The sequence below is a fragment of the Streptomyces albireticuli genome (genome assembly GCF_002192455.1).
In the GTDB taxonomy this organism is placed as follows: Bacteria; Actinomycetota; Actinomycetes; order Streptomycetales; family Streptomycetaceae; genus Streptomyces; species Streptomyces albireticuli_B.
The window spans coordinates 7636156-7656319 of sequence record NZ_CP021744.1 but is presented as its reverse complement, the minus strand read 5'-3'; the positions used below and the strand labels follow the sequence as shown (position 1 = coordinate 7656319).

Here is a 20164-nt window from a genome sequence, read left to right as displayed (position 1 = left end):
GGAAATCCCTCGGGCTGGATTGAAATGATTTTCCCCACCTCTTTTCGGGCTGCCCTATTACGGCAGCCTGAGGTCGTTACCAATTCAAATTCCAATAATTCCAGACGCTAGCACCGTGAACAGCGGGTGCACTAGAGGTTAACAGTGTGGTCAAGATCACACTCGCGGATGGTTGACTGAATCATGGAAAAGAGGAAACTCCGCCCTGCCGGTTATGCAATCAATATCGTCGGCCGGCGACCCGTTGCCGCCCGGGTGCCTTTCATTGGAATCTTGTGATAGGTGTGATAGGAAGGCGCTCGGCTGACCCCTGAGGCGGCCGATGAAAGAAGATGGAAAGCACACGAGGTAATCTCGAAAGAGGCATCGCCTTCCGACTGTCGCAGACCCGGCCGACGGGCCGGGCAATTCACGGGTGAGGTATCTGGATGAGCGAATTACTCACCGAGTCGGCGCGCCCGGCCACCGCGGCCGAGCTGGCGGACCTGTACGCCGCCCTCGACGGGCGGGGCCTCGTGCCCGACACCGTCGTCCCCTCCGTCGTCGTCGTGGAAGTGCCCGGCCACGACAGCCTGGTACCCCGGCTGACCGAACGGCTAGGGCCGTTCGGGGTCAGGGTCGTCGCCCTGGAGGCCGCCGCGCCGACCGGCCCCGGCGCGGGGCGCGGCCCCGGCCGGGCGGCGCACGGCACCTACTTCCTGGGCGGCGAACTGCACGGGTGGTACCTGGAGCCCCCGGCCCCCGCCGCCCTCACCGGCACCCAAGGCGCCCAAGGCACCGACAGCACCGACAGCACCGACAGCACCGACAGCACCGACCAAGCCGAGCCGATCGCCTCCGCGGTCATCGCCGCCCGGCTGCGCTCCTGGGCCGCGGCCACCCGCCCGGTCCCCACCGTCACCCGCTTCCACCGGCCGGGGTCCGACTCCACCGGGGTCGTCCAGTTCGACGCCGGGGACGGACCCGGCACCGAACTCGTCGCCAAGATCGGCGAAGCCGGGATGATCCGCTCCGAGACGGGCTTCACCTCCCGCACCAACGACAGCCTCGGCGGCATCGGCCGGGACCCCCTCTTCCCCCGGCTGCACGGCGTGCGCATCGAAGGCCACCAGGGCATCAGCATCATGGAGGCCGCCGAGTCCGCCGATCTGGAGCAGCGGCTCTTCAGCGACGAGGCCAGGACGGAACTCGCCCCCGACGCGCCCGGCATCCTCGCCCCTTACCTCGGCCAGCTGGCCCGCTGGTACCGGCTGACCGCCGGCGACCAGCGCCCCACCAGCGCCGACTACCTCTACCGCGAGCGCTTCCACGCCCTGCGGGAGCAGCCGGCCCTGCGCTCCACCTTCCGGCTGTGCTTCGGCGACCGCGACCTCGACGAGCACCTCGCCGCCGAGCTCACCCTGCCCGACGGCACCCGGATCCCCGGCTACACGGCGGCGACCGCGTGGCTCGACGAGCACGCCCCCGGTCTGCTGCCGCACACCGGCAGCCAGGTCCACGGCGACATCTACCCGACCAACATGCTCAGGCGCGCCGGCGGCGGCCCGGTCTTCATCGACCCGCGCACCGTCTGGGAACAGCGCCCGCGCCCCGACATCGGCTACGGCGACCCGGTCTTCGACCTCGCCACCCTGCTGCACGGCCTGCTGCCGATGCCGGCGATCCTGCACGCCGCCCGGCAGGGCAAGGCCGCGGCCCTCTTCGGTGACGCCTTCGACCCCGCCCGGCCGCACGACGTCAGCGCCCTGCGGCTGCCGCTGCGGTTCTCCGACCGCCTGCGGGCGATGGAGGACCGCCTGATCGGGACCGCCCCCGGCACCGAGCCGGCGCACCTCGTGCGCTGCCGCCTCTACATCGGCGCGGCCTGCTCGCTGGCCGGGTGGCTGAAGTACGAGAACACCCTGCGCACCCCGCACGCGTGGACGGCGACCTACGCCTACACCGTCTGGTACCTGTCGCAGGCCCGCACCGTTCACGAGCAGCACATCGCCAAGGAGCTCGCGTGACCGCATTGGACTACAACCAGCTCGCCGCCGAGTACGCCCGGCACCGCCGCCCGTACCCCGGGCTGGTGGAATTCCTGGCCGAACTCGCCGGTGTGAACGGCGACTCGAACGTCCTCGAGATGGGGTGCGGCACCGCCAACCACCTGGCCGCGCTCCAGCGGCTCACCGGCGCCCGCGCGCTGGGCGTCGACCCCTTCCCCGAGATGCTCAAGGCCGCCGCCGGCCACGAGGCCGAGCTCGAACTGCGCACCGGACGCGCTGAGGAGATCGACGGACTCGGCCTCCCCGAGGCGTCCTTCGACCTGATCTTCTCGGTCGACATGATCCACTACGTCCGTGAGCCCGCCCGCTACTTCGAGGGCGCGCTGCGGGCGCTCAAGCCGGGCGGCGTGCTGTGCACCGCCACCGACTCGGAGGAGATCATCCGCACCCGGGTGCCGGTGGCGCGGTACTTCCCGTCCACCGTCGAGGTCGAACTCGGCCGCCACCACGCCATCGACGACCTGCTGGCCGCGCTGCGGTCCGCCGGGTTCACCGACGGGCGGCGGCGCGTGTTCGAGAGCACCTACGAGCTGACCGACGTCACCAAGTACCGCGAGAAGGCGTTCTCCTCCCTCCACCTCATCCCGGACGAGGAGTTCGAGTCGGGCGTCACCGCGCTGGCCGCCCGGCTCGCCGAGGGGCCGATCCTGGCCAACAACCGCACCTGCGCCGTCCTGGCGCGGAGGCCCGAGTGATCCCCCGGTACGCCCGCCCCGAGATGGCCCGGCTGTGGACCGACGAGGCGAAATACGCCTCGTGGGTCCGGGTCGAGGTGCTCGCCTGCGAGGCGCAGGCGCGGCTGGGCACGATGCCGGAGGCGGATCTCGCCGCCGTCCGCGCCGCCCGGGTGCCCACCCCCGAGGAGGTGCGCGAGCAGGAGCGCACCCGCGACCACGAGATCCTCGCCTTCCTCGCCGCGTACACCGCCGGCATCCCCGACGACGCGGCCCGCTGGGTCCACTACGGCATGACCAGCTACGACCTGGTGGACACCGCGCTCGGCCACACCCTCGCCGCCGCCACCGACCTGCTGCTCGCGGCCGCGGGGCGGCTGCGGGACGTCCTGGCGTCGCGGGCGGTCGAGCACTGGGACACTGTCTGTGTGGCCCGCACCCACGGCATCCACGCCGAGCCGACGACCTTCGGGCAGAAGCTGGCCGGATTCGCGTTCGGCGTCCAGCGGTCCGTCGTCCGGCTGCGGGCGGCCCGCGCCGCGGTGGCGGTCGGTACCGTCTCCGGCCCGGTCGGGACGTACGCGAGCGTGGACCCGTTCGTCGAGAGTTATGTGTGCGAGGCGCTCGGACTGGGCGTCGAGCCGGTGCCCACCCAGGTGGTGGCCCGCGACCGGCACGCCGAACTGCTCGGTGCCGTGGCCGTCCTGGGCGCCGTCGTCGAGCAGATCGCCCTGGAGATGCGGCTCCTCCAGCGCACGGAGGTCCGCGAGGTCGAGGAGCCGCGCTCCAGCGCGTACCAGGGCTCCAGCGCCATGCCGCACAAGCGCAACCCCACCTCCAGCGAGCGGCTGTGCGGGCTGGCCCGGGTGCTGCGCGCCAACCTCGGCGCCGCCCTGGAGAACGTCGCGCTGTGGCACGAGCGGGACCTCGCCCACTCCTCGGTCGAGCGCGTGGTGCTGCCCGACAGCCTCATCGCCGCGCACTACCAGGTGACCGCCGCCGCCGAACTCGTCGAAGGCCTGCGCGTCTTCCCCGACCGGATGCGCGCCAACCTCGACAACACCGACGGCCTGATCCACAGTTCGACCGTGATGCTCCGGCTGATGGCCGACGGCGCCGAGCGGGAGAAGGCCTACCGCTCGGTCCAGGACGCGGCCACCGAGACCTGGGAGACCGGCCGGCACCTGCGCGAGACCCTGCGCGACCGTGGCATCGTCACGGACGAGGACGCCTACGACCCCACCCGCTTCCTGCGCTCGCGGGACGCCATGCGGCGACGACTGGAGGAACTGCTCCATGTGGAAATGTGAAGTGATCGACGCGGCCGACCTCGACGTGGCCGAGGTCGCCGAGCTCTACCGGGCGTCCGGCCTTGCCGAGCGGCGCCCGGTGGAGGACACCCCCCGCTTCACGGCGATGGTGGCCAACGCCAACCTCGTCGTGGTCGCCCGGATCGACGGCCGCATGGTCGGCATCGCGCGCTGCCTGACCGACGGCTCGTACGTCACCTACCTCAGCGACATCGCCGTCGACCGCGCCCACCAGCGGCGCGGCATCGGGGTGGACCTCATCAAGGCGGTGCGGGAAGCGGCGCCGCAGGCGAAGATCGTCCTGTTGTCCGCGCCGGCCGCGACGGAGTACTACCCGCACATCGGGTTCACCCGGCACGGCTCCGCCTGGGTCATGGACGGGACGAAGTGAAGGAGAGCACCATCGACAAGCCGACGGTGGGCATCACCACCTACCAGGAGGACGCCTCCTGGCGCGGGTGGCACCGGCACGCCTCCCTCGTCCCGACCGACTTCGTCGCCGCGGTGACCGCGGCCGGCGGCGTCCCCGTCCTCTTACCGCCCTCGGGCGCCGAGCCGGAGGCCGCCTCCGTCATGGCCGGGCTCGACGGGCTGCTGCTGGTCGGCGGCGCCGACATAGACCCCGCCCGCTACCGGGCCGAACCCGGACCGTGGACCGGCGTGCTCGCCCCCGAGCGGGACATCTGGGAGAGCGCCCTGCTGCGGCTGGCCCTGGAGGGCGACCGGGCGGTCCTCGGCGTGTGCCGCGGCATGCAGCTGATGAACGTGCTGTACGGCGGCACCCTCCTCGCCCACCTGCCCGACCGGGTCGGCAACGACGACCACATGCCGTCCGAACCGGTGTTCTCCTCCACCCGGCTCACCCTGCGCCCGGACGCCCTGCCCGGCACCCTCCTGGGCGCCGAGTACGACCTCCCCTGCTTCCACCACCAGGCCGTCGACACCCTCGGTGCCGGTGTCGTGGCCACCGGCTGGAGCGCCGACGGCGTCGTCGAGACGCTCACCGTGCCCGACGCGCGCTTCGCCCTGGGCATCCAGGGGCACCCCGAGGTCGGTCCGTGCCGCCCGGTGTTCGGGGCGTTCGTGGCGGCGGCCGCCGCCCACCGGTTCGCCCGCGACCGAGGCGGTGTCACCGCCGTATGACCACGCCCGACCCCGGCCACGTCGCCGGCCTGCTGCGGCGCACCGCCTTCGCCGACCGGGTGGAGCACGCGCGGCGGCGCTCGGAGCTGCCGTGGGAGCCCTGGCCCCCCACGGCCCCCGCGCCGTCCCACGACACCGGCGCGGCCCTGTGGAACCTGCTCCACCTCGGCCGGCGACCGGACCACCGCCCCGACCCCGATCTCGTCCCCCGGCTCGCGGCACTCGGTCTGACCGACGGGACGGGCGCGCCCGGCCGCTGGGAGGTCACCGCGTTCCGCGGGCTGCTCGCCGCCCGCGACCGGCCCGGGACCGCGGGCGGCGGCGCCGGCGACGTCTACATCGGCGAGGACTCGCTCCGGTTCGTCGACACGATCCTGCGGGCCCGCCCCGGCGGCCGTGCCCTGGACGTGGGCTGCGGCTCCGGCATCACCACCTGCGCCCTCGCCCTCGGGTGCGCCGAGGTGACCGGGGCCGACCTCCAGCGGAGCTGCGTGGAGGCCACCGCGCTCTCGGCCGCGCTCAACGGACTGGGCGACCGCGTCCGCACCTGGCACGGCGACTTCTTCCGGGACTACGCCCCGGACGCCCCGCTCAACTGCGTCGTCGCCAATCTGCCCTACGTGCCCGTGCCGCCCGGCCTGCGCTATTCCCCGGCCGGCGACGGCGGGCCCGACGGCCTGGACCTCAACCGGCGGCTGCTGCGGCGGGCGGCCGGTCTCCTGGATCCCCGGGACGGGCTGCTCGTCACCCGGTTCCAGAGCCTGGGGGACGCCTCCGGGCCTCTGCTGCTGCCCGACATCGAGGCCTTCGCCAAGGAGGCCGGCCACGACGTCACCGTCGTCGCCGACGGCCGTACGGTCCCCGAGGTGCGGGCCGCGCTGACGGCGCTGCACGCCCTGCGGCACAACCCGGAGCTGACGGCCGGCGAGGTGCTGGCCACCGTCGACGCCCACATGGGCCGCTTCGGACAGCCGCACTACTTCGCCTGCGGGATGATCAGCCGCTCCGGGGGCACCGGCGTGGTCACGTTCACCGACCTCTCCGGGGCGGTCACCCTCGACGACGCGCTCGCCGCCGTCCACGATCCGTCGCCCGGCGCGTCGGAGGCGGCGCTGCGGCTGTACCGCGGGCGGGCGCTGGACCTGCCCGACGGTTTCTGGGAGCTCGGCACGGCGGACGACGTCGCGGCGCCCGGGCGGCGGCTGCCGGACCTGCTCGGCGCGCTGGCCGGCGCGGGCCCCGCCGGCGTCACCGGCCGCGACCTCGCGGCCGCGGTCTTCGCGGACCGCTTCGCCGCCGATCCGCTCCGCGCGCGGGCCCTGTTCGTCACCACCGAGCTGATGGCGGGCTGCCTGGCCGACGCGGGCCTCGTGGAACTCGTGGAAGCAGAAGGCGGTACCGCTCGGTGAGTCCGACGAACGGTCGGGGCGGGACCGGGATGCCGCACCGGTCGGCGGTCCTGGTCCTCGCCCTCGGCGCCTTCGCCGTCGGTACGGACGGGTACGTCACCACCGGCATCCTCCAGTCGATCGCCGACGACTTCCACGTCTCCGTCTCGGTCGCGGGCCAGTTGGTCACCGTCTTCGCCCTCAGCTACGCCGTCAGCGCGCCCGTGCTGATGACGCTGACCGCGAACGTCGGCCGGCGCGTCATGCTCCACGGCTCCCTCGGGCTCTTCCTGTTCGCCAATCTGCTCGGCGCGCTCGCCCCCGGGTACCCGACGCTGCTGGCGGCCCGGGTGCTGGCGGGGGCCTCCGCGGCGGTGTACATGAACACCGCGGTGGCCGCGGCGACGGCCATGACCGACGAACGCCACCGCGGCCGCGCGGTGGCGTTCGTCGTGGGCGGTCTGTCGCTGGCCACCGCGCTCGGCGTGCCCCTGGGCACCCTGATCGGCGCCCTGGGCAGCTGGCGCGTCACCCTGGGCCTGATCGCGGGACTCGCCGCCCTGGGCATGGCCGCGCTGGCCCTCACCCTGCCGGCCACGCCGTCGCCGCCCCCGATCACGATGGGGGCGCGGCTGCGGGTGGCGGCCGAGCCGGCCGTCCTGCTCGCGGTGCTGGCGAACACCTGCGCGGTGGCGGGCAGCTTCACCGTCTACACCTACCTCGCGGTGTTCGCCCGTGACGTGACGGGCCTCGGCGCGGCGGGCGTCAGCGGGGTGCTGTTCGCCTGGGGCGTCGCCGCCGCGGTGGGCACGGCGGTGGGCGGCCGGATCAGCGACCGCCGGGGGCCGGACCGCGCGTATCTGACCGGGCTCCTCGGCGTGGTCGCGGCATTCGCGGCCCTGGCCCTGACCGCTGTCCTCTCCCGGGTCGCCGAGGGCCCGGCCACGGTCGCCTTCCTGGTGGCGACCGTGGCCTGGGGCGTCCTCTACTGGATCGTCCCGGGGGCCCAGATCCAGCGCGTCATGGACCGCGCGCCGGCCGCGCCCACCATCGCCGTCTCCGTCAGCAGCGCCTCCTCCTACCTCGGTGTCGCGCTCGGCGGCGGCCTGGGCGGGGCCACGCTCTCCCTGACCTCGTCCCCGTTCCTGCCCCTCGCGGGTGCCGCGCTCCTCGTCGTCGCCACCGTCCTGACCACACGGCAGATGAAGGAGCCGGTGGCGTCGTGCGCGGGGCGACGGCGAGGCGCGTGACGCGGCGGACGCCGGACCGGACCGGCCCTTACCGTGAGGTGCCGGTCCGGTCCAGCGTCGGCAGGTAGCGCGGTGCCCGCCAGGCGTCCAGGCGGTGCTCCACCGCGGCGCCGAGGGTGAGCAGTCCGGCGTCCTGGTGGCCGCCGGTCAGCAGGAGCAGGCCGACGGGGAGCTCGCCGACGAAGCCGGCCGGCACCGACAGGGACGGGTACCCGGCCACGGCGGCCGGCGTGGAGGACGGGATCACGTCGTTGTCGCCGCGCTCGCAGTCGGTCGTCCAGGCGGGCGGGTTCGTCGGGGAGGCGATGGCGTCCAGGTGGTGGGCGGCCATGGTCTCGTCGATGGAGCGCCGGGAGAGGTCCTTGAGCTCGGCCCTGATCGCCCGGTAGCGCGCGTCGGTGGTGGGAGGCGCGGCGAGCGCCTGCTCGAACAGCTCCTGGCCGGCGAAACAGGTCCGCTCGGCGGGGTGGGCACGGTTGAACTCGATCAGTCCGGCGAGGTCACGGGGCCCGCTCCGGGTGGCGAGGTAGGCGTCGATGTCCCGGTGGAACTCGCTCAGCAGCGCGGGGAATTCGAGTTGCGCGAGCCGCTCCTGGTACGGGGGTGTCACCTGGACGACCTCGGCCCCGGCGCCGCGCAGCCTCTCGGCCGTACGGGTCATCAGGGCGTCCACCTCGGGTCCGAGCGAGGGCAGCCGCCACAGACCGATGCGCTTGCCGCGCAGCCCGGATCCGGGGCGCGTCAGCCCGTCCGGGAGGGAGGCGGTGCTCCGGGGCCCGTCTCCGCTGAGCACGGCGAAGGTGAGCGCGGTATCGATCACGTTGCGCGCCATGGGGCCGGCGGTGTCCTGCTCGGCGGAGATCGGCACCACGCCGGCCCCGCTGACCCGGCCGAGGCTGGGCTTGAGGCCGACGACCCCGTTCATCCCGGCGGGGCACACGATCGAGCCGTCCGTCTCGGTGCCGATCGCCACCTGCGCCAGCGACGCGGCGAGGGCGGCGGCCGAGCCGGAGGAGGAGCCGCAGGGGTTCCGGTCCAGGACGTAGGGGTTGTTCGTCTGCCCGCCCACCGCCGACCACCCTGATGTCGGCTTCGTCGAACGGAAGTTGGCCCATTCCGAGAGGTTGGTCTTGCCGAGGATCACCGCTCCGGCGTCCCGCAGCCGGGTCACCAGGGCGGCGTCGGTGCGGGGCGGGCTTCCGGCCAGCGCCCACGATCCGGCCGTCGTCGGCATGCCGCGGGTGTCCACGTTGTCCTTGAGCAGGACGGGGATGCCGTCGAGCGGGCCCCGGGCGCGGCCCCGGCGGTGCCGGGCGTCGCTGGCCGCCGCCTGGCCGAGGGCCGTCGGGTCGGTGCGCAGCACCGCTCCGATGCCGGGGTTGACGGCTTTGATCCGCCGCAGGTAGGCGGCGGTCAGCGCCGACGAGGTCAGCGAACCGTCCGTCATGCGGGCCTGGAGTTCCGGGATGGTCACGGTGTCGAGATCGACTCCCGGCGCCGGCGGACCACCGGTCCCGACCGGCTCGGCCTGCGCTCGTGGGACCGCCGGTGCCCCGGCCAGGAGGGTCCCCGCGATCAAGGCGGCGACCATGGTGGCGACGCTTCTCTGCCTCATGGGGGTAGCCGACAACACCGCCCCCCTCCGGCACAAGAGGGCCGTGGCGCCGCGGCGTCCGTAATCCCCTTGCGGGAGGCGGGGGCCGTCGGTTCTGATTCCCCTACGGGGGCCGGTGGGGCGGGGCGGAAGGGGCGGTTCGGTGCGACCAGTGCTGCTGGTGGACGTGGACGGGCCGCTGAATCCGTACGCCGCGAAACCCACCCGCCGGCCCGACGGCTATCTCACGCACCGGCTCTCGACGCCTCGTTGGCAAGCCGCCGAACGGCGACGGCCGGCCGCGTGGGGGATGCCGTACGAGCGGCTCAGACCCCTCCGGGTGTGGCTCAACCCGGACCACGGGCCGGCGTTGGCCACGCTTCCCTTCGACCTCGTCTGGGCGACGACGTGGGAGGAGGAGGCCAACGACTACGTGGCACCGGTGCTGGGGCTGCCTCCGCTGCCCTTCATCGCCTGGTCCTCACCGCGGCCCGAGCCCGGGGACGGTGTGTTCTGGAAGACCCCCGAGGTCGTCGCGTGGGCGGAGGGCCGCGCGTTCGCCTGGGTCGACGACGACATAACCGAGGCCGATCGCCGTTGGGTCGGTGCCCACCACGACGGCCCCGCCCTCCTGCACCGGGTCGACCCCCGGACCGGCCTGACCGCCGGCGACTTCGGCGTGCTGGAGGAATGGGCCGCGGGGCTGGGCCGAGAGGCCGGCCCCGCCCGCGTCCCGGGGGCCGGGCTCATTCGCGCGCTCCCGGGGCCTCGCGCCGGGTGAAGCGGTGCCACCAGTGGTGGCGCCGGGGGTGTACGGCCCGGCCCAGCCTGCGGCCGAGGAGCAGATAGCCCAGCAGGGCGCCCGCGGTGTTGAGGAGCACGTCGTCGATGTCGAAGGCCCGGCCCGTGATGAGGGCGCCCTGGACCAGCTCGACCAGCAGCATCACCACCGCCGTGACGGCGACGACGCGGAGCGGTCCCCGGGCGCGCGGCACCAGCACCGGCAGCAGCAGGCCGAACGGGACGCCCAGCGCGATGTTGCCGCCGACCTGCTTGACGGTGTCCCGGAAGGCCGGCCGGGAGAGGTAGTCGCGGATGGAGTCGCCCGGGCGCAGGTTGCTGTGCGTCAGCGGTTCCGAGGCGGCGGAGGGTTCCAGGGTCAGCCGGGCCAGCACCACGCCGAAGGCCACCATCCCCGCGAAGGCCAGCAGCATGACCACGATGCGTAACGGCCGGGTGAGACGGCGCCCGCCGACGGCCTCCGCACGGTCGTCCGTGTCCTTCGCGGCCTTGTCGTGCGGGTCCTCGCGCGCCATCACGCCCTCCGTCGGGGTCGGCCTGCCTGTCCCTTCGGTTACCCCCGGCGGGATGCGGCACGCCCTCCGAAGAGGTCGGGGGTGTCCGTTCAGAGCACGGGCGGTACGCACGCGCGCCCCGGGGCGCCGCCGCCACGTCGGCGTACGGGCCGGTCCGCCCCGGCCGTGCCACGGGTCACGGGTCACGGGTACGACCGGGTGCGCCGGGCGCGTGTTGCGCTCCTCCGTGCGGGGAGGTGTCCTGACGGCAGACGGGGGCCGTGACATCCCGACGGCAGTGAAGGACTGTGCCATGGCATCACCACCGTCCCGCACCCGCACACCGGTCATGTTCATCCACGGTCTGTGGCTGCATTCGAGCAGCTGGCAGGGGTGGGCGGACAAGTTCCGCGACGCCGGGTACGAGCCGATGACACCCGAATGGCCCAACGTCCCGGATTCCGTGGCCGAGGCCCGCCGTCACCCCGACCGGCAGGCCGGCGTCGGGCTCGCGGAGATCTCCCGGCAGCACGCCACCGCCATCCGCGATCTCGGCGGGGTCAAGCCGGTGCTGGTGGGGCACTCCGTCGGTGGTTTCATCGCGCAGCACCTGCTCGGTCAGGGGCTGGCGGCGGGGGCCGTCGCGATCTGCCCGGGCCAGATCAAGGGCGTCAAGGCCGTCGGGCCGGCGCAGGCGAAGGCGACCTTCGCCTTCCTCGGCAACCCCGCCAACACCAAACGTGCCGTGTCGCTGGACGCCGGCCAGTTCAGGTACGCGTTCGCGAACGCGGTCTCCCGCGAGGAGTCCGACGAGCTCTTCGAGAAGTGGACCATCCCCAGCCCGGCCCGCCCGCTCTTCCAGCTGGCGCTGTCCAACTTCGCCCGGCACTCCCCCGCCAAGGTCGACACCCACAACAACAACCGGGGGCCGCTCCTGTTGCTGTCCGGGAAGCTCGACCACACCGTCCCCGACGTGCTGACCCGTTCGACGTTCAAGCGGTACCGCGAGTCGAGCGCTCTCACGGAGTACCAGCGGTTCGACGACCGCGGGCACTCCCTGATCGTCGACAGCGGCTGGCCCGAGGTCGCCGACGCGTCCCTGACCTGGCTCGCCGACCAGGGGCTCACATGACCGGCGGCCGCGGCCCCGGGCGCCTCCCCGCCCGCCCGGACCGCGCGGCCCCGTATCCGACGCCCTCGTCCCCACGACCCGCGGAGGAGTTCCCGTGAAACCACACCTGACACGACACCCGAAGCAACACCGCCCCGGCGCACGCGCCCTCGCCCTCGCCCTCCCCCTGCTGGCCGCCCTGCTGACGGCCGTGACACCACTCGGCCCGGCCGGGACCGCCCGGGCCGCCGACCCCTGCGGCACCAAGCCCGACGACTACATAGGCGCCACGTACCGCGTCGTCGCACCGGAACTCATCATCAGGATCACCTTCCTCGCCGGCGGCGTGTTCGAGTACGCGCTCGAGGACGGTGTGGTGCACAACGGCACGTACACGGCCACGGCACAGGCCCTGACGCTCGTCTCCGAAGGCACGGACCGCAGCGTGTTCCGGGGCTGCGACGGGACCTCGTCCAGCCCCGGCTTCATCGCGTTCCCGAGCGCCCTCATCAGCCGGGGCACCTGACCGCCCCGGGGCCGTCGTTCACCGACGACTCCTGGGAACCGGTGCGGGGCCGCCCCCGCCAGAGGCTGGTGCGCTCCCCCCTGGCCGTGCCACGGTTGCCTCCATGGACTGGACGGCGCCGGTCGGTACGGCCTTGGGCGGGCTCATCGGAGTGGTCTCCACGCTCGTCGCGCATCGCGCGCAGTGGAGAAAGGAAGCGAGGAAACAGGAGCGGGAGGAGTTACGGACCGCGTGTGTCCAGTTCTTGTCGGCGGTGACCCAGGCCAGGGAACAGATATTCCGTGCGAGCCGGGAGAGCCGCGCCGAGGAGCGGGCGGGGCGCGCCCAGGACGCGCTGGCCGAGCACGAGGTGTTTCCCGCGCGCATACAGCTGCACCTGGCCGCACCGCCCGAACTCGCCGACCTGTCCCGGGAGTCGGTGCACCTGCTGATCGCGTACAGAGACGCGGTGGTCAACGGTGAGCCCCACCAGGAGGCGGAGGCGGAGTTCACCCGGCACCGCGCGGGGCTGACGCGGGCCATGCAGGAGGCTCTGTCCTACTCGCGGTAGCGGGCCGGCCGGCCCTGGAGGCGGCCCGCGTGCGCGCGTCACCCGGGCGACGCGCGCACGGAAGGCCTTCGGTACCCGCGTGTTGTCGGACCCCTGGGCTACCGTCCGGGCCATGGACAACACCTCGTCGCCGGTACGGCTCGACCTGTGGTCCGCGCAGGACCTCGGGCTGCTGCGGGCGTTGAACACACCGGAAGTGATGGCCCATCTCGGCGGTCCCGAGACCGAGGAGCAGCTCCTCGCCCGCCATGAGCGGTACGTGCGGCTGAGCTCCGACCGTACGGGCGCGGGCCGGATGTTCCGGATCACCCTGCTCCCGGAGGAGGCCGTGGTCGGCAGCATCGGCTTCTGGCGGCAGGTCCGGGACAGCGAGCAGGTCTACGAGACGGGGTGGACGGTGCTGCCCGGGTTCCAGGGCCGGGGCGTGGCGACCGCCGCGACGCGGGCGGTCACCGAGCGGGCGCGGGCCGAGCGGACCCACCGCTTCCTGCACGCCTTCCCGTCGACGGACAACGGGCCGTCGAACGCGGTCTGCCGCAAGGCCGGTTTCGAGCTGCTCGGCGCACGCGACTTCGAGTACCCGCCGGGCCGGCCGATGCGGTGCAACGACTGGCGGCTGGCTCTCTGACCTCAGAGCCGCGGCGAGGAGCCGGGGCTCACCGGGCGGCGTGGCGTTCGAGGTAGATGGAGGTGAAGACGGCGACCTTGGCGCGCAGGGCCCACGGGTCGAAGGGCTTGCTGATGTAGTCGACCGCCCCGGCCGCGTACCCGCGGGCGGAGTGTTCCGGGTCCACGCCCATCGCGGTCAGGAAGATGATGGGCACGTCGCGGGTGCGGGGCCTGCGCTTGATGTGCGCGCACGTCTCGTAGCCGTCCATCTCCGGCATCTGCACGTCCATGATGATGACCGCGAAGTCGTCATGGTCGAGGAGCGCCTTGAGCGCCTCCCTGCCGGAGGAGACGGTGACGAGGTCCTGGTCGAGCGTCTCCAGTACCGCCCTCATGGCCAGCAGGTTGTCGGCCTGGTCGTCGACGATCAGGATCCTGGGCATGTCGCGGGGCTCGGACGCGACGGCGGGCAGGGCGGCCGCGGGCCGTTCGACGGCCTCCAGCTGCCGTTCGAGCAGATCGCACCGGGCCTCCGCGGCGGCGCGCTGTTCCCGTGCCTCGCGCAGCTCCTTCCCCAGGCGCGATACCTCGGCCTCCAGGGCGTTGCGCTCCTGGAGGAGGTCGGAGACGTCGGGGTGGGCCGCGGCGAGCTTGTCCGCCCGCTCCCTCTCCGCGCTCCGGTCGGCCTCCAGTTGGTTGAGGCGTACTTCCAGGTCGGCGATGCGGTGGGTGCGGTCCAGCAGCGCGTCGCCCAGTACGTCGCCGCGGACGCTCGACCTGCGCGAGACCCGGTCGGCGTCGGCCAGCTGCTGTTCCAGGATCTCCACCGCGTGCTTGGGGGAGGAACCCGCGTCGACCGCCGACCCGTACAGCTCGCGTACGAACTCGATGGCCTCGGTGGTGACGGCGGTGCCACGGTGTTCGGCGAGGTCCGCGAACAGGTCCATGATCACCTGCCAGGGAGGTAAGCGGGTTCCGTTCAGGTAGCGCGAGAACGTCCCGGGGTCGCGACGGCGCCGGGCCGCGTAGCGCCGCACGGACACCTCCATCCCCGCGAACAGCTCCCGCAGCGCCTGGGCGAGCGCGCGGGACGACTCCGTGAGGTCGTTCCCCAGTGGCCGGAGCTCACCCATGCCCTGCCCCCTTTCCGGTGCGGGCGTCCGCGTGCCGACGCGGACCGCCGGTGTCGGGCTCGCCGGCGACGAGCCGGTCGAAGAACCGCACCGCCAGCCCCGCCGCGACGAGGCCCGCGAGCACGCCGCGCGGCGTTCCCTCGCCGGCGAGCGCGGTCAAGGCGCCCGTCGTCGCGCCGGCGAGCGACGCGAGCAGGAACACCAAGGTCGTTCTCTGTGACAGCAGCGGCCGGTCCACCGAAGTCTCCATCCATCCGGCCCGTCGCACAACGGGACTTGTCACCCGTCCAGCGGATTGCGGGAAGGTGACTCACAGAATGGAGGGGCGTGGAGCCGTTGCGCCGTGCGATCGGGAAAGAAACGCAACGCTGCCCCTCGTCGCCGGCGCCGCCCACCGTCAGGGCACGCCCTTTCCCCCGGACCGGTGCGCTGTGGCCGCGACCGTTGCGCCGTTGCGCCGCAACGCTGCCGCCGAGGCGCGACGCCCGCCCGTCGCACGCTCTTCGCGTGGACGGGCGGGTGTCGGTTCCGGCTCGGAGGGGCCGAAGCGCGGGGCCGGCGTGGCGCGAGCCGACAGCACCGACCGCCTCCCCCGTGCCGACGGCCTCGATCACCGGCATGAAGCAGTCCCTGTCGGTCTGGCAACGGCCTGCGCCTTCGCCCCGGCGCGGTAGCCCCCGGCGGACCGCGGCGGGTGCGCCGCACCACCCGGAGGCCACAGTCGATCACCACCCTCAAGGCAGCCGCACGGAAAGGCTCGCCCCGGGCCCTACGCGGCCTCCGTGCTCCGTTCCGCCGCCCGGTTCACCTGCCGTGCCGCGCCGCGCCGCCGGTACAGCGGGACGGCCACGAAGAGGCAGACGACGAAGGCGGCCGCCAGCCAGCGGAAGGCCGCGTGGTAGCCGGCCAGGGCGGCGTGGGCGCGGGTCAGGGCGCCCGGGGTGTCGTGGTCGGCCAGGTAGGAGGCGGTGGTCGTGGTGGAGACCGTGTTGAGCAGCGCGACGCCGATCGATCCGCCCACGTACTGCATGGCGTTGACGGTGGCCGAGGCGACGCCCGAGTCGGCGGCTGCCACGCCGAGGGTGGCCAGGCTGGTGGTGGCTGTGATGATCGTCCCGAGGCCGGCGCCGGTGAGGACGAGGGCGGGGAGGACGGCGGTGGCGTAGGCGCTGTCGAGGCCGAGGGTGGCCAGCAGGGCGAGTCCGCCCGCGGCCGACGCCGCGCCCGCCGCGATCACGGTCTTGGGGCCGAACCGGGGCAGGAGCACGTTGGTGGCCAGGGGCGAGGTGCCGATGAGGCCGCCGATCATCGGGAGGTAGGCGAGCCCGGTCGCGGCCGGGCCGTACCCCAGGGAGTGCTGAAGGTAGTAGGTGGCGAACAGGAAGGTGCCGAAGACCGCCGAACTCGCCTGGAACAGGGCGATCAGGGAGGCCCCGCGGTCGCGGTCCAGGACGATGTGCAGCGGCAGCAGCGGGTGCGCCGCCCTGGTCTGCCACCAGGTGAACGCCACGAGCAGGGCGGCCGCCGCGGCGAGGAATCCCCAGGTGGCGACGGAACTCCACGGGTGGTTCTCGGCGGCGGCGAACCCGTAGACGAGACAGAACAGCCCGGAGCCGACGAGCACCGTGCCGGGCACGTCGAGGCGGGACGTCCGGGCGCGGGGGGCGGGGGCGAGGAGGAGGATCCCGGCGGCGAAGGCGAGGACCGCGGCCAAGGTGTTCATGTACATGGCCCAGCGCCAGCTCAGGTACTCCGTGAGGACGCCGCCGAGCGGCATCCCCACCGCGCCGCCGGCGCCGGCCGCCGCGCCCCACACGCCGAAGGCGGTGGCCCGCTCCTTGGCGTCGGTGAACGTGATGCCGACGAGCGAGAGCGCGGCGGGCGCCAGGAGCGCGCTGGACAGCCCCTGTCCGGCGCGCGCCCCCACCAGCATCCCGAAACCGTCGGCCATGCCCGCGAGGGCGGAGGTCCCGGCGAAGCCCGCGAGGCCGACGAGGAACGTGGCGCGGCGGCCGAACAGGTCGGCGACGCGCCCCCCGAGCAGCAGGAGGCTGCCGAAGGCGAGCGCGTAGGAGGTGACGACCCACTGCCGCCGGCCGTCGGGGAACCCCAGGTCGGCCTGGGCCGAGGGCAGCGCGATGTTCATGATGGTGCCGTCGAGGACCACCATCAGCTGCGCCGTGCTCAGGACGCCCAGGATCCACCAGCGGCGACGCGGTGCCGTCGCTCCGCTCCGGAGCCCGGGCACGGGGGTGGTGTGGCGCGGAGGCATCGTGGCGGTCTCCCGGAATGGCGCTGGTGGCTCACTGACGGCCCCGCACGGAAAGTGGCGGGCCAGGACCCGTCGGGGGCGGAAGGCAACAGAAGGCGGCCGAAGCGCGAAATGCCGCGGCCAGCAGCATAATTGAGTTTCGCCCGGACCCGAAGTCGAGTTCCCGAAGAACGATGGTCATGACACTCGTTCAACCGATCGTCCGATAACCCCCGGATCCTTTTTACCTCGTTGGAGGGGTTCCGGACGACGGCGGCAATTCAGTAACCTCTTGGCGTTATGGTCGCTGTGTGCTGGTCGCCAAATTTACTCGGCCGTGACGGGGAATCCGCGCGGGCCAGGAGTGAGGACGGGGACGATGAAACACACTGAGACCTCCGGAATGAAGGACCAGGGATTCCGGGCGGCGATGCGGCATCTGCCCACCGCCGTCGCCGTCCTGACGGTCAGAACCGGGACCGGCCCGGCCGGCATGACCGCCGGGTCGGTCACCTCCGTATCCATGGACCCCGAGCTGCTTTCGGTGTGTCTGCGACAGGGCAGCCGCCTCACCGCCGCGATCGCCGAATCCGGTGGGTTCGTCGTCAATCTGCTCCAGGAGCACCAGTCGGCGATCGCCCGGTGGTTCGCCTCGGCCGAACGCTTCGGCATGACCGACGAGTTCCACGGCATCGGCTGGCACCCCGCCGCGAACGGGGGCCACCCGGTCCTGGCGGACGCGGCCTGCGTGTTCGAGTGCCGCACGGAGGGGCAGGTGCCGAACGGCGACCACCTCCTCACCATCGGCTGGGTCACCGCGTGCAGGGTGAGCCCGTCGGCGCGCCCGTTGCTCAGTTATCAAGGCCGCTATCACAAGATCAGCAACCTCACCGGCGACGATTCGCCGGCCTCCCGGCTCCGGGCGTGACCGGGCCCTGAGGCGCGCACAGGCCCCTGGCCGGCAAGCGGGAACATCGGTCGCGGGGGCCGGTCTCCGCGCCGCCGGGCCGGCCGTCCGCCACATCCGTGGGAGCCGCCTTCGACGCCGACCGGCACGCCGTGCCCGCCACGGTGCGTCGGGACGGCTCGCCTCGGATCAGCGGCGGGGCGGCCCCGTCACCGGTGCCTCCACGGCTCGTCGGCGGGGCTTCGCACGGGTCACGGGTGCGGCGGCGCCCGTGCCCCGTCGCCGGCTCATACGACGCGGATCACGATCGCGCCGGACCAGCTGTCCCCGGGCTCCGGCCGGACCGTACGCCCGTCGACGGTCATCTCCAGGTCGCGGCCCCTGGGCGCGGTCACCCGCGCGCCGCGGTCCAGGCGGAGGGCCGACAGGTAGCAGGTGCCGGTGGGGATCCAGTGGCTTCCGGGGCCGAGGGTGAGGATCACTCCGTTGTTCACCACGGCGGACGGGGTGTTGGTGACGACGCCGAGCTCCCGGTAGCGGGAGATGCCGATGGTGCTCACCCGGTGCTTGACGGTGGTGGCCGAGACGGCGCCGGTGAGGCGGCAGCGGGTGAGGTTCAGGGAGAGGTTCAGGCCGTGGGCGGGGCCGGTTCCGCCGCGGAATCCGTTGAAGACGTCACCGGTCAGATCCATGTCGGCGAACTCGGCCATGGCGTCCATGGGGTGCGCGACGGTGGTGTCGAAGTCCGGCATGCGCTGGGGCGCGGGTGTCGGCTCGTGGAAGACGCCTTCGGCGACGCCCCAGCCGTCCGCGTGCGTCGGACAGGGGTCGTCGTCGTCCATCAGCTGGAGCAGGACGCCGTTGCCGGGCAGCAGCCGCGCGCCGTCGGATCCGTCGACGTCGAGCCGCGCCGGCTGGCCCTTGACGAGGAACGTCGTCTCCGTGGTGCGGAGGACGGTGCCACCGTCGATGCGCACCGACCCCGGGCCGTGCCACATCAGCCCGAAGCGGTGGGAGCGGAGTGCGCAGGCGCGCGGGGTGAGGTCCGTCAGATCGCTCGCGCTCAGGCCCAGGTTCCATTCGGCGTCCAGCCGCCGTACGGCCTGTGAGGTGCTGTCGCCGTAGTGCAGGGCGCCGCTGCGGATGATGCCGACATAGGCCGTGACGTCGAACTCGCAGCCGAGGAAGTGCTGGGTGACGTTGTCGACGACGTACGAGCCGTAGCCGTCACCGGCGACCGTGATCCGGCTGTTGACGGCCGCCAGCCGGCACTTGTCGCCGCTGATGTCGGCGGAGGACCCGTCGCCGCTCATGGGCCCGAAGGGGAAGGCGTCGCCGCTGGTCTCGGAGGAGAGCACGCCCCAGCTCTCCGAGGAGAGGGTGGAGGCGAGGTAGACGGTGGTGGTGTCCTTGCCGGAGAGATTGGTGGCGCGCACGTTGCCGGAGAGGCCGAGGACCCAGGGCGCGGTGCGCATGTACCGGGGGTTGACGTTGGGGATGTACTCGTCGGGCAGGACGCCGTTGGCCGTGTGCAGCCGGGAGTTCTTGACCACGACCGTGGCGCCGCCGAGGGCGACGACGGCGGTGCGCATCACACCGCGGCAGTCGATGCGGGCCCCGTCGGCCACCAGCCGGCCGCGGGGGCCGGAGGCCGTCAGGGCGGCGCCGTAGCCGACGAAATCGCTGCGGCCGTTCCCGGTCAGCTCGATGCGCGGGTCGCGCAGCAGGTATGCGGCGTCGGCCACGTAGACGCCGTTGAAGGCCTCGCCGGTGGAGACGACGGTCAGGCCGTCGGCGGCCGAGGTGCCGACCCGTCCGCCGCTCCGCGCGGCCGTCACGGAACGGGAGTCGTCCGGTCCGCGGGCGCCGACGAACAGCGCTTGCCGGAGGGCGAAGACCAGGCCCTTGAAGTGGACCGTGTGGGGGTCGCAGACCGTGACCACCACATCGCCGCGGTAGGTGCCCGGGGAGATCCGGACGGTCTCGGCGTGGGTCAGCGCCGCCCCGGTCTCGGTCCCGTCCACGGTGAGGGTCAGGGCCTTGCCGGCGGGGGCGGCGAGCGTGCCGCCGGGTTCGACGGTGAGGGTGTTCAGCCGTGTGGTGCGCTTGAGGACGACGGTGCGGCCCTTGCGCACGGTGAGGGACGGCTCGGGCGGGGGTGCCGCACGGTCGTCCCTGGTCGTGAGGGGCGCGGCGGCGGGGAGGAAGAGGGCTCCGCCCAGGGCGGCGCCGAGCCCCAGGACGCGGCGCCGGACCGGCCGGCGGGCCGTGGCCGGTGGTGGGGGGTCCACTGCCATGTCATGTGCTCCCTCGCGTCGCCCGGCGGCCGAGCTGCGATGCTAACCCCGCTCGCGGGGGATTTCGGAGTACCGCCG

General features: G+C 73.3%; 19 protein-coding genes. 13 read left to right on the top strand and 6 right to left on the bottom strand.

The genetic code is table 11. The features are described from left to right. The first annotated feature begins 428 nt into the window (after positions 1-428). From SMD11_RS32555 to SMD11_RS32525, 7 genes are read left to right on the top strand one after another with little or no spacing between them, the layout of a single operon-like run. Complete coding sequence (locus SMD11_RS32555; protein ID WP_087929851.1) at positions 429-2006, top strand: phosphotransferase; 1578 nt, start codon at positions 429-431, stop codon at positions 2004-2006. Next, the gene (locus SMD11_RS32550; protein ID WP_159395428.1) at positions 2003-2743 is read left to right on the top strand and encodes a class I SAM-dependent methyltransferase; all 741 of its coding nucleotides are present in this window, start codon (positions 2003-2005) and stop codon (positions 2741-2743) included. Before SMD11_RS32555 ends, SMD11_RS32550 begins: the two co-directional genes overlap by 4 nt. After that, positions 2740-4032 (top strand): adenylosuccinate lyase, encoded by a 1293-nt coding sequence (purB, locus tag SMD11_RS32545; protein WP_087929849.1) that lies wholly within the window; start codon positions 2740-2742, stop codon positions 4030-4032. The genes SMD11_RS32550 and purB overlap by 4 nt, the downstream gene beginning before the upstream one ends. Next, positions 4019-4423: a GNAT family N-acetyltransferase gene (locus tag SMD11_RS32540; protein ID WP_087929848.1), complete on the top strand. Its 405-nt coding sequence runs from the start codon at positions 4019-4021 to the stop codon at positions 4421-4423. Before purB ends, SMD11_RS32540 begins: the two co-directional genes overlap by 14 nt. Continuing rightward, the gene (locus tag SMD11_RS32535) at positions 4420-5175 is read left to right on the top strand and encodes a gamma-glutamyl-gamma-aminobutyrate hydrolase family protein (protein WP_087929847.1); all 756 of its coding nucleotides are present in this window, start codon (positions 4420-4422) and stop codon (positions 5173-5175) included. Before SMD11_RS32540 ends, SMD11_RS32535 begins: the two co-directional genes overlap by 4 nt. Beyond that, entirely contained in the window at positions 5172-6584 is a 1413-nt protein-coding gene (locus SMD11_RS32530; protein ID WP_087929846.1) for a 50S ribosomal protein L11 methyltransferase, read from the top strand. The genes SMD11_RS32535 and SMD11_RS32530 overlap by 4 nt, the downstream gene beginning before the upstream one ends. A gap of 29 nt (positions 6585-6613) precedes the next feature. Further along, positions 6614-7813, top strand: a complete 1200-nt coding sequence (locus SMD11_RS32525; protein WP_087929845.1) for an MFS transporter — start codon at positions 6614-6616, stop codon at positions 7811-7813. A gap of 28 nt (positions 7814-7841) precedes the next feature. Here the strand turns inward: SMD11_RS32525 and SMD11_RS32520 are convergent, their stop codons facing one another. Further along, positions 7842-9428 carry an amidase family protein gene (locus SMD11_RS32520; protein WP_087929844.1) on the bottom strand — a complete coding sequence of 529 codons (1587 nt, stop codon included), beginning with the start codon at positions 9426-9428 and terminating at the stop codon, positions 7842-7844. A 151-nt stretch (positions 9429-9579) separates the two neighbouring features. Here SMD11_RS32520 and SMD11_RS32515 point away from each other — a divergent pair, with 151 nt between their 5' ends. Further along, complete coding sequence (locus SMD11_RS32515) at positions 9580-10188, top strand: hypothetical protein (protein ID WP_234366505.1); 609 nt, start codon at positions 9580-9582, stop codon at positions 10186-10188. On the opposite strand, the gene SMD11_RS32510 is transcribed toward SMD11_RS32515, so the two are convergent. After that, complete coding sequence (locus SMD11_RS32510; protein WP_234366278.1) at positions 10154-10723, bottom strand: VanZ family protein; 570 nt, start codon at positions 10721-10723, stop codon at positions 10154-10156. The genes SMD11_RS32515 and SMD11_RS32510 overlap by 35 nt on opposite strands. A 292-nt stretch (positions 10724-11015) precedes the next feature. Here SMD11_RS32510 and SMD11_RS32505 point away from each other — a divergent pair, with 292 nt between their 5' ends. From SMD11_RS32505 to SMD11_RS32490, 4 genes are all read left to right on the top strand, one after another. After that, positions 11016-11834 carry an alpha/beta hydrolase gene (locus SMD11_RS32505; protein ID WP_087929843.1) on the top strand — a complete coding sequence of 273 codons (819 nt, stop codon included), beginning with the start codon at positions 11016-11018 and terminating at the stop codon, positions 11832-11834. 94 nt (positions 11835-11928) lie between these two features. Further along, positions 11929-12339: a hypothetical protein gene (locus tag SMD11_RS32500; protein WP_087929842.1), complete on the top strand. Its 411-nt coding sequence runs from the start codon at positions 11929-11931 to the stop codon at positions 12337-12339. Between the two features lie 103 nt (positions 12340-12442). Continuing rightward, positions 12443-12889, top strand: a complete 447-nt coding sequence (locus SMD11_RS32495) for a hypothetical protein (RefSeq protein WP_087929841.1) — start codon at positions 12443-12445, stop codon at positions 12887-12889. A 112-nt stretch (positions 12890-13001) separates the two neighbouring features. Continuing rightward, complete coding sequence (locus tag SMD11_RS32490; protein ID WP_087929840.1) at positions 13002-13517, top strand: GNAT family N-acetyltransferase; 516 nt, start codon at positions 13002-13004, stop codon at positions 13515-13517. Positions 13518-13545: 28 nt separating this feature from the next. Here SMD11_RS32490 and SMD11_RS32485 read toward each other — a convergent pair whose 3' ends face one another. The 3 genes from SMD11_RS32485 to SMD11_RS32475 form a co-directional block, all read right to left on the bottom strand. After that, a complete protein-coding gene (locus tag SMD11_RS32485) occupies positions 13546-14631 on the bottom strand; it encodes a response regulator (protein WP_087929839.1) in 1086 nt (361 codons plus the stop codon). Continuing rightward, on the bottom strand, positions 14624-14869 hold the full coding sequence (locus SMD11_RS32480) for a hypothetical protein (RefSeq protein WP_087929838.1): 246 nt from the start codon (positions 14867-14869) through the stop codon (positions 14624-14626). Before SMD11_RS32480 ends, SMD11_RS32485 begins: the two co-directional genes overlap by 8 nt. 531 nt (positions 14870-15400) lie before the next feature. Then, entirely contained in the window at positions 15401-16903 is a 1503-nt protein-coding gene (locus SMD11_RS32475; protein WP_087929837.1) for an MFS transporter, read from the bottom strand. 358 nt (positions 16904-17261) lie between these two features. Here SMD11_RS32475 and SMD11_RS32470 point away from each other — a divergent pair, with 358 nt between their 5' ends. Then, the gene (locus SMD11_RS32470) at positions 17262-17810 is read left to right on the top strand and encodes a flavin reductase family protein (protein WP_087929836.1); all 549 of its coding nucleotides are present in this window, start codon (positions 17262-17264) and stop codon (positions 17808-17810) included. A 266-nt stretch (positions 17811-18076) separates the two neighbouring features. Here SMD11_RS32470 and SMD11_RS32465 read toward each other — a convergent pair whose 3' ends face one another. After that, on the bottom strand, positions 18077-20086 hold the full coding sequence (locus tag SMD11_RS32465; RefSeq protein WP_159395427.1) for a hypothetical protein: 2010 nt from the start codon (positions 20084-20086) through the stop codon (positions 18077-18079). Positions 20087-20164: the final 78 nt, after the last annotated feature.

What these genes read in the sequence shown, in the direction of transcription:
- SMD11_RS32555 (WP_087929851.1), top strand. Translation starts at nt 429, where the DNA reads ATGAGCGAATTACTCACCGAGTCGGCGCGCCCGGCCACCGCGGCCGAG.
- SMD11_RS32510 (WP_234366278.1), bottom strand. Translation starts at nt 10,723, where the DNA reads ATGGCGCGCGAGGACCCGCACGACAAGGCCGCGAAGGACACGGACGAC.
- SMD11_RS32540 (WP_087929848.1), top strand. Translation starts at nt 4,019, where the DNA reads ATGTGGAAATGTGAAGTGATCGACGCGGCCGACCTCGACGTGGCCGAG.
- SMD11_RS32505 (WP_087929843.1), top strand. Translation starts at nt 11,016, where the DNA reads ATGGCATCACCACCGTCCCGCACCCGCACACCGGTCATGTTCATCCAC.
- SMD11_RS32520 (WP_087929844.1), bottom strand. Translation starts at nt 9,428, where the DNA reads ATGAGGCAGAGAAGCGTCGCCACCATGGTCGCCGCCTTGATCGCGGGG.
- SMD11_RS32530 (WP_087929846.1), top strand. Translation starts at nt 5,172, where the DNA reads ATGACCACGCCCGACCCCGGCCACGTCGCCGGCCTGCTGCGGCGCACC.
- SMD11_RS32475 (WP_087929837.1), bottom strand. Translation starts at nt 16,903, where the DNA reads ATGCCTCCGCGCCACACCACCCCCGTGCCCGGGCTCCGGAGCGGAGCG.
- SMD11_RS32490 (WP_087929840.1), top strand. Translation starts at nt 13,002, where the DNA reads ATGGACAACACCTCGTCGCCGGTACGGCTCGACCTGTGGTCCGCGCAG.
- SMD11_RS32485 (WP_087929839.1), bottom strand. Translation starts at nt 14,631, where the DNA reads ATGGGTGAGCTCCGGCCACTGGGGAACGACCTCACGGAGTCGTCCCGC.
- SMD11_RS32465 (WP_159395427.1), bottom strand. Translation starts at nt 20,086, where the DNA reads ATGGCAGTGGACCCCCCACCACCGGCCACGGCCCGCCGGCCGGTCCGG.
- SMD11_RS32495 (WP_087929841.1), top strand. Translation starts at nt 12,443, where the DNA reads ATGGACTGGACGGCGCCGGTCGGTACGGCCTTGGGCGGGCTCATCGGA.
- SMD11_RS32525 (WP_087929845.1), top strand. Translation starts at nt 6,614, where the DNA reads ATGCCGCACCGGTCGGCGGTCCTGGTCCTCGCCCTCGGCGCCTTCGCC.
- SMD11_RS32470 (WP_087929836.1), top strand. Translation starts at nt 17,262, where the DNA reads ATGAAACACACTGAGACCTCCGGAATGAAGGACCAGGGATTCCGGGCG.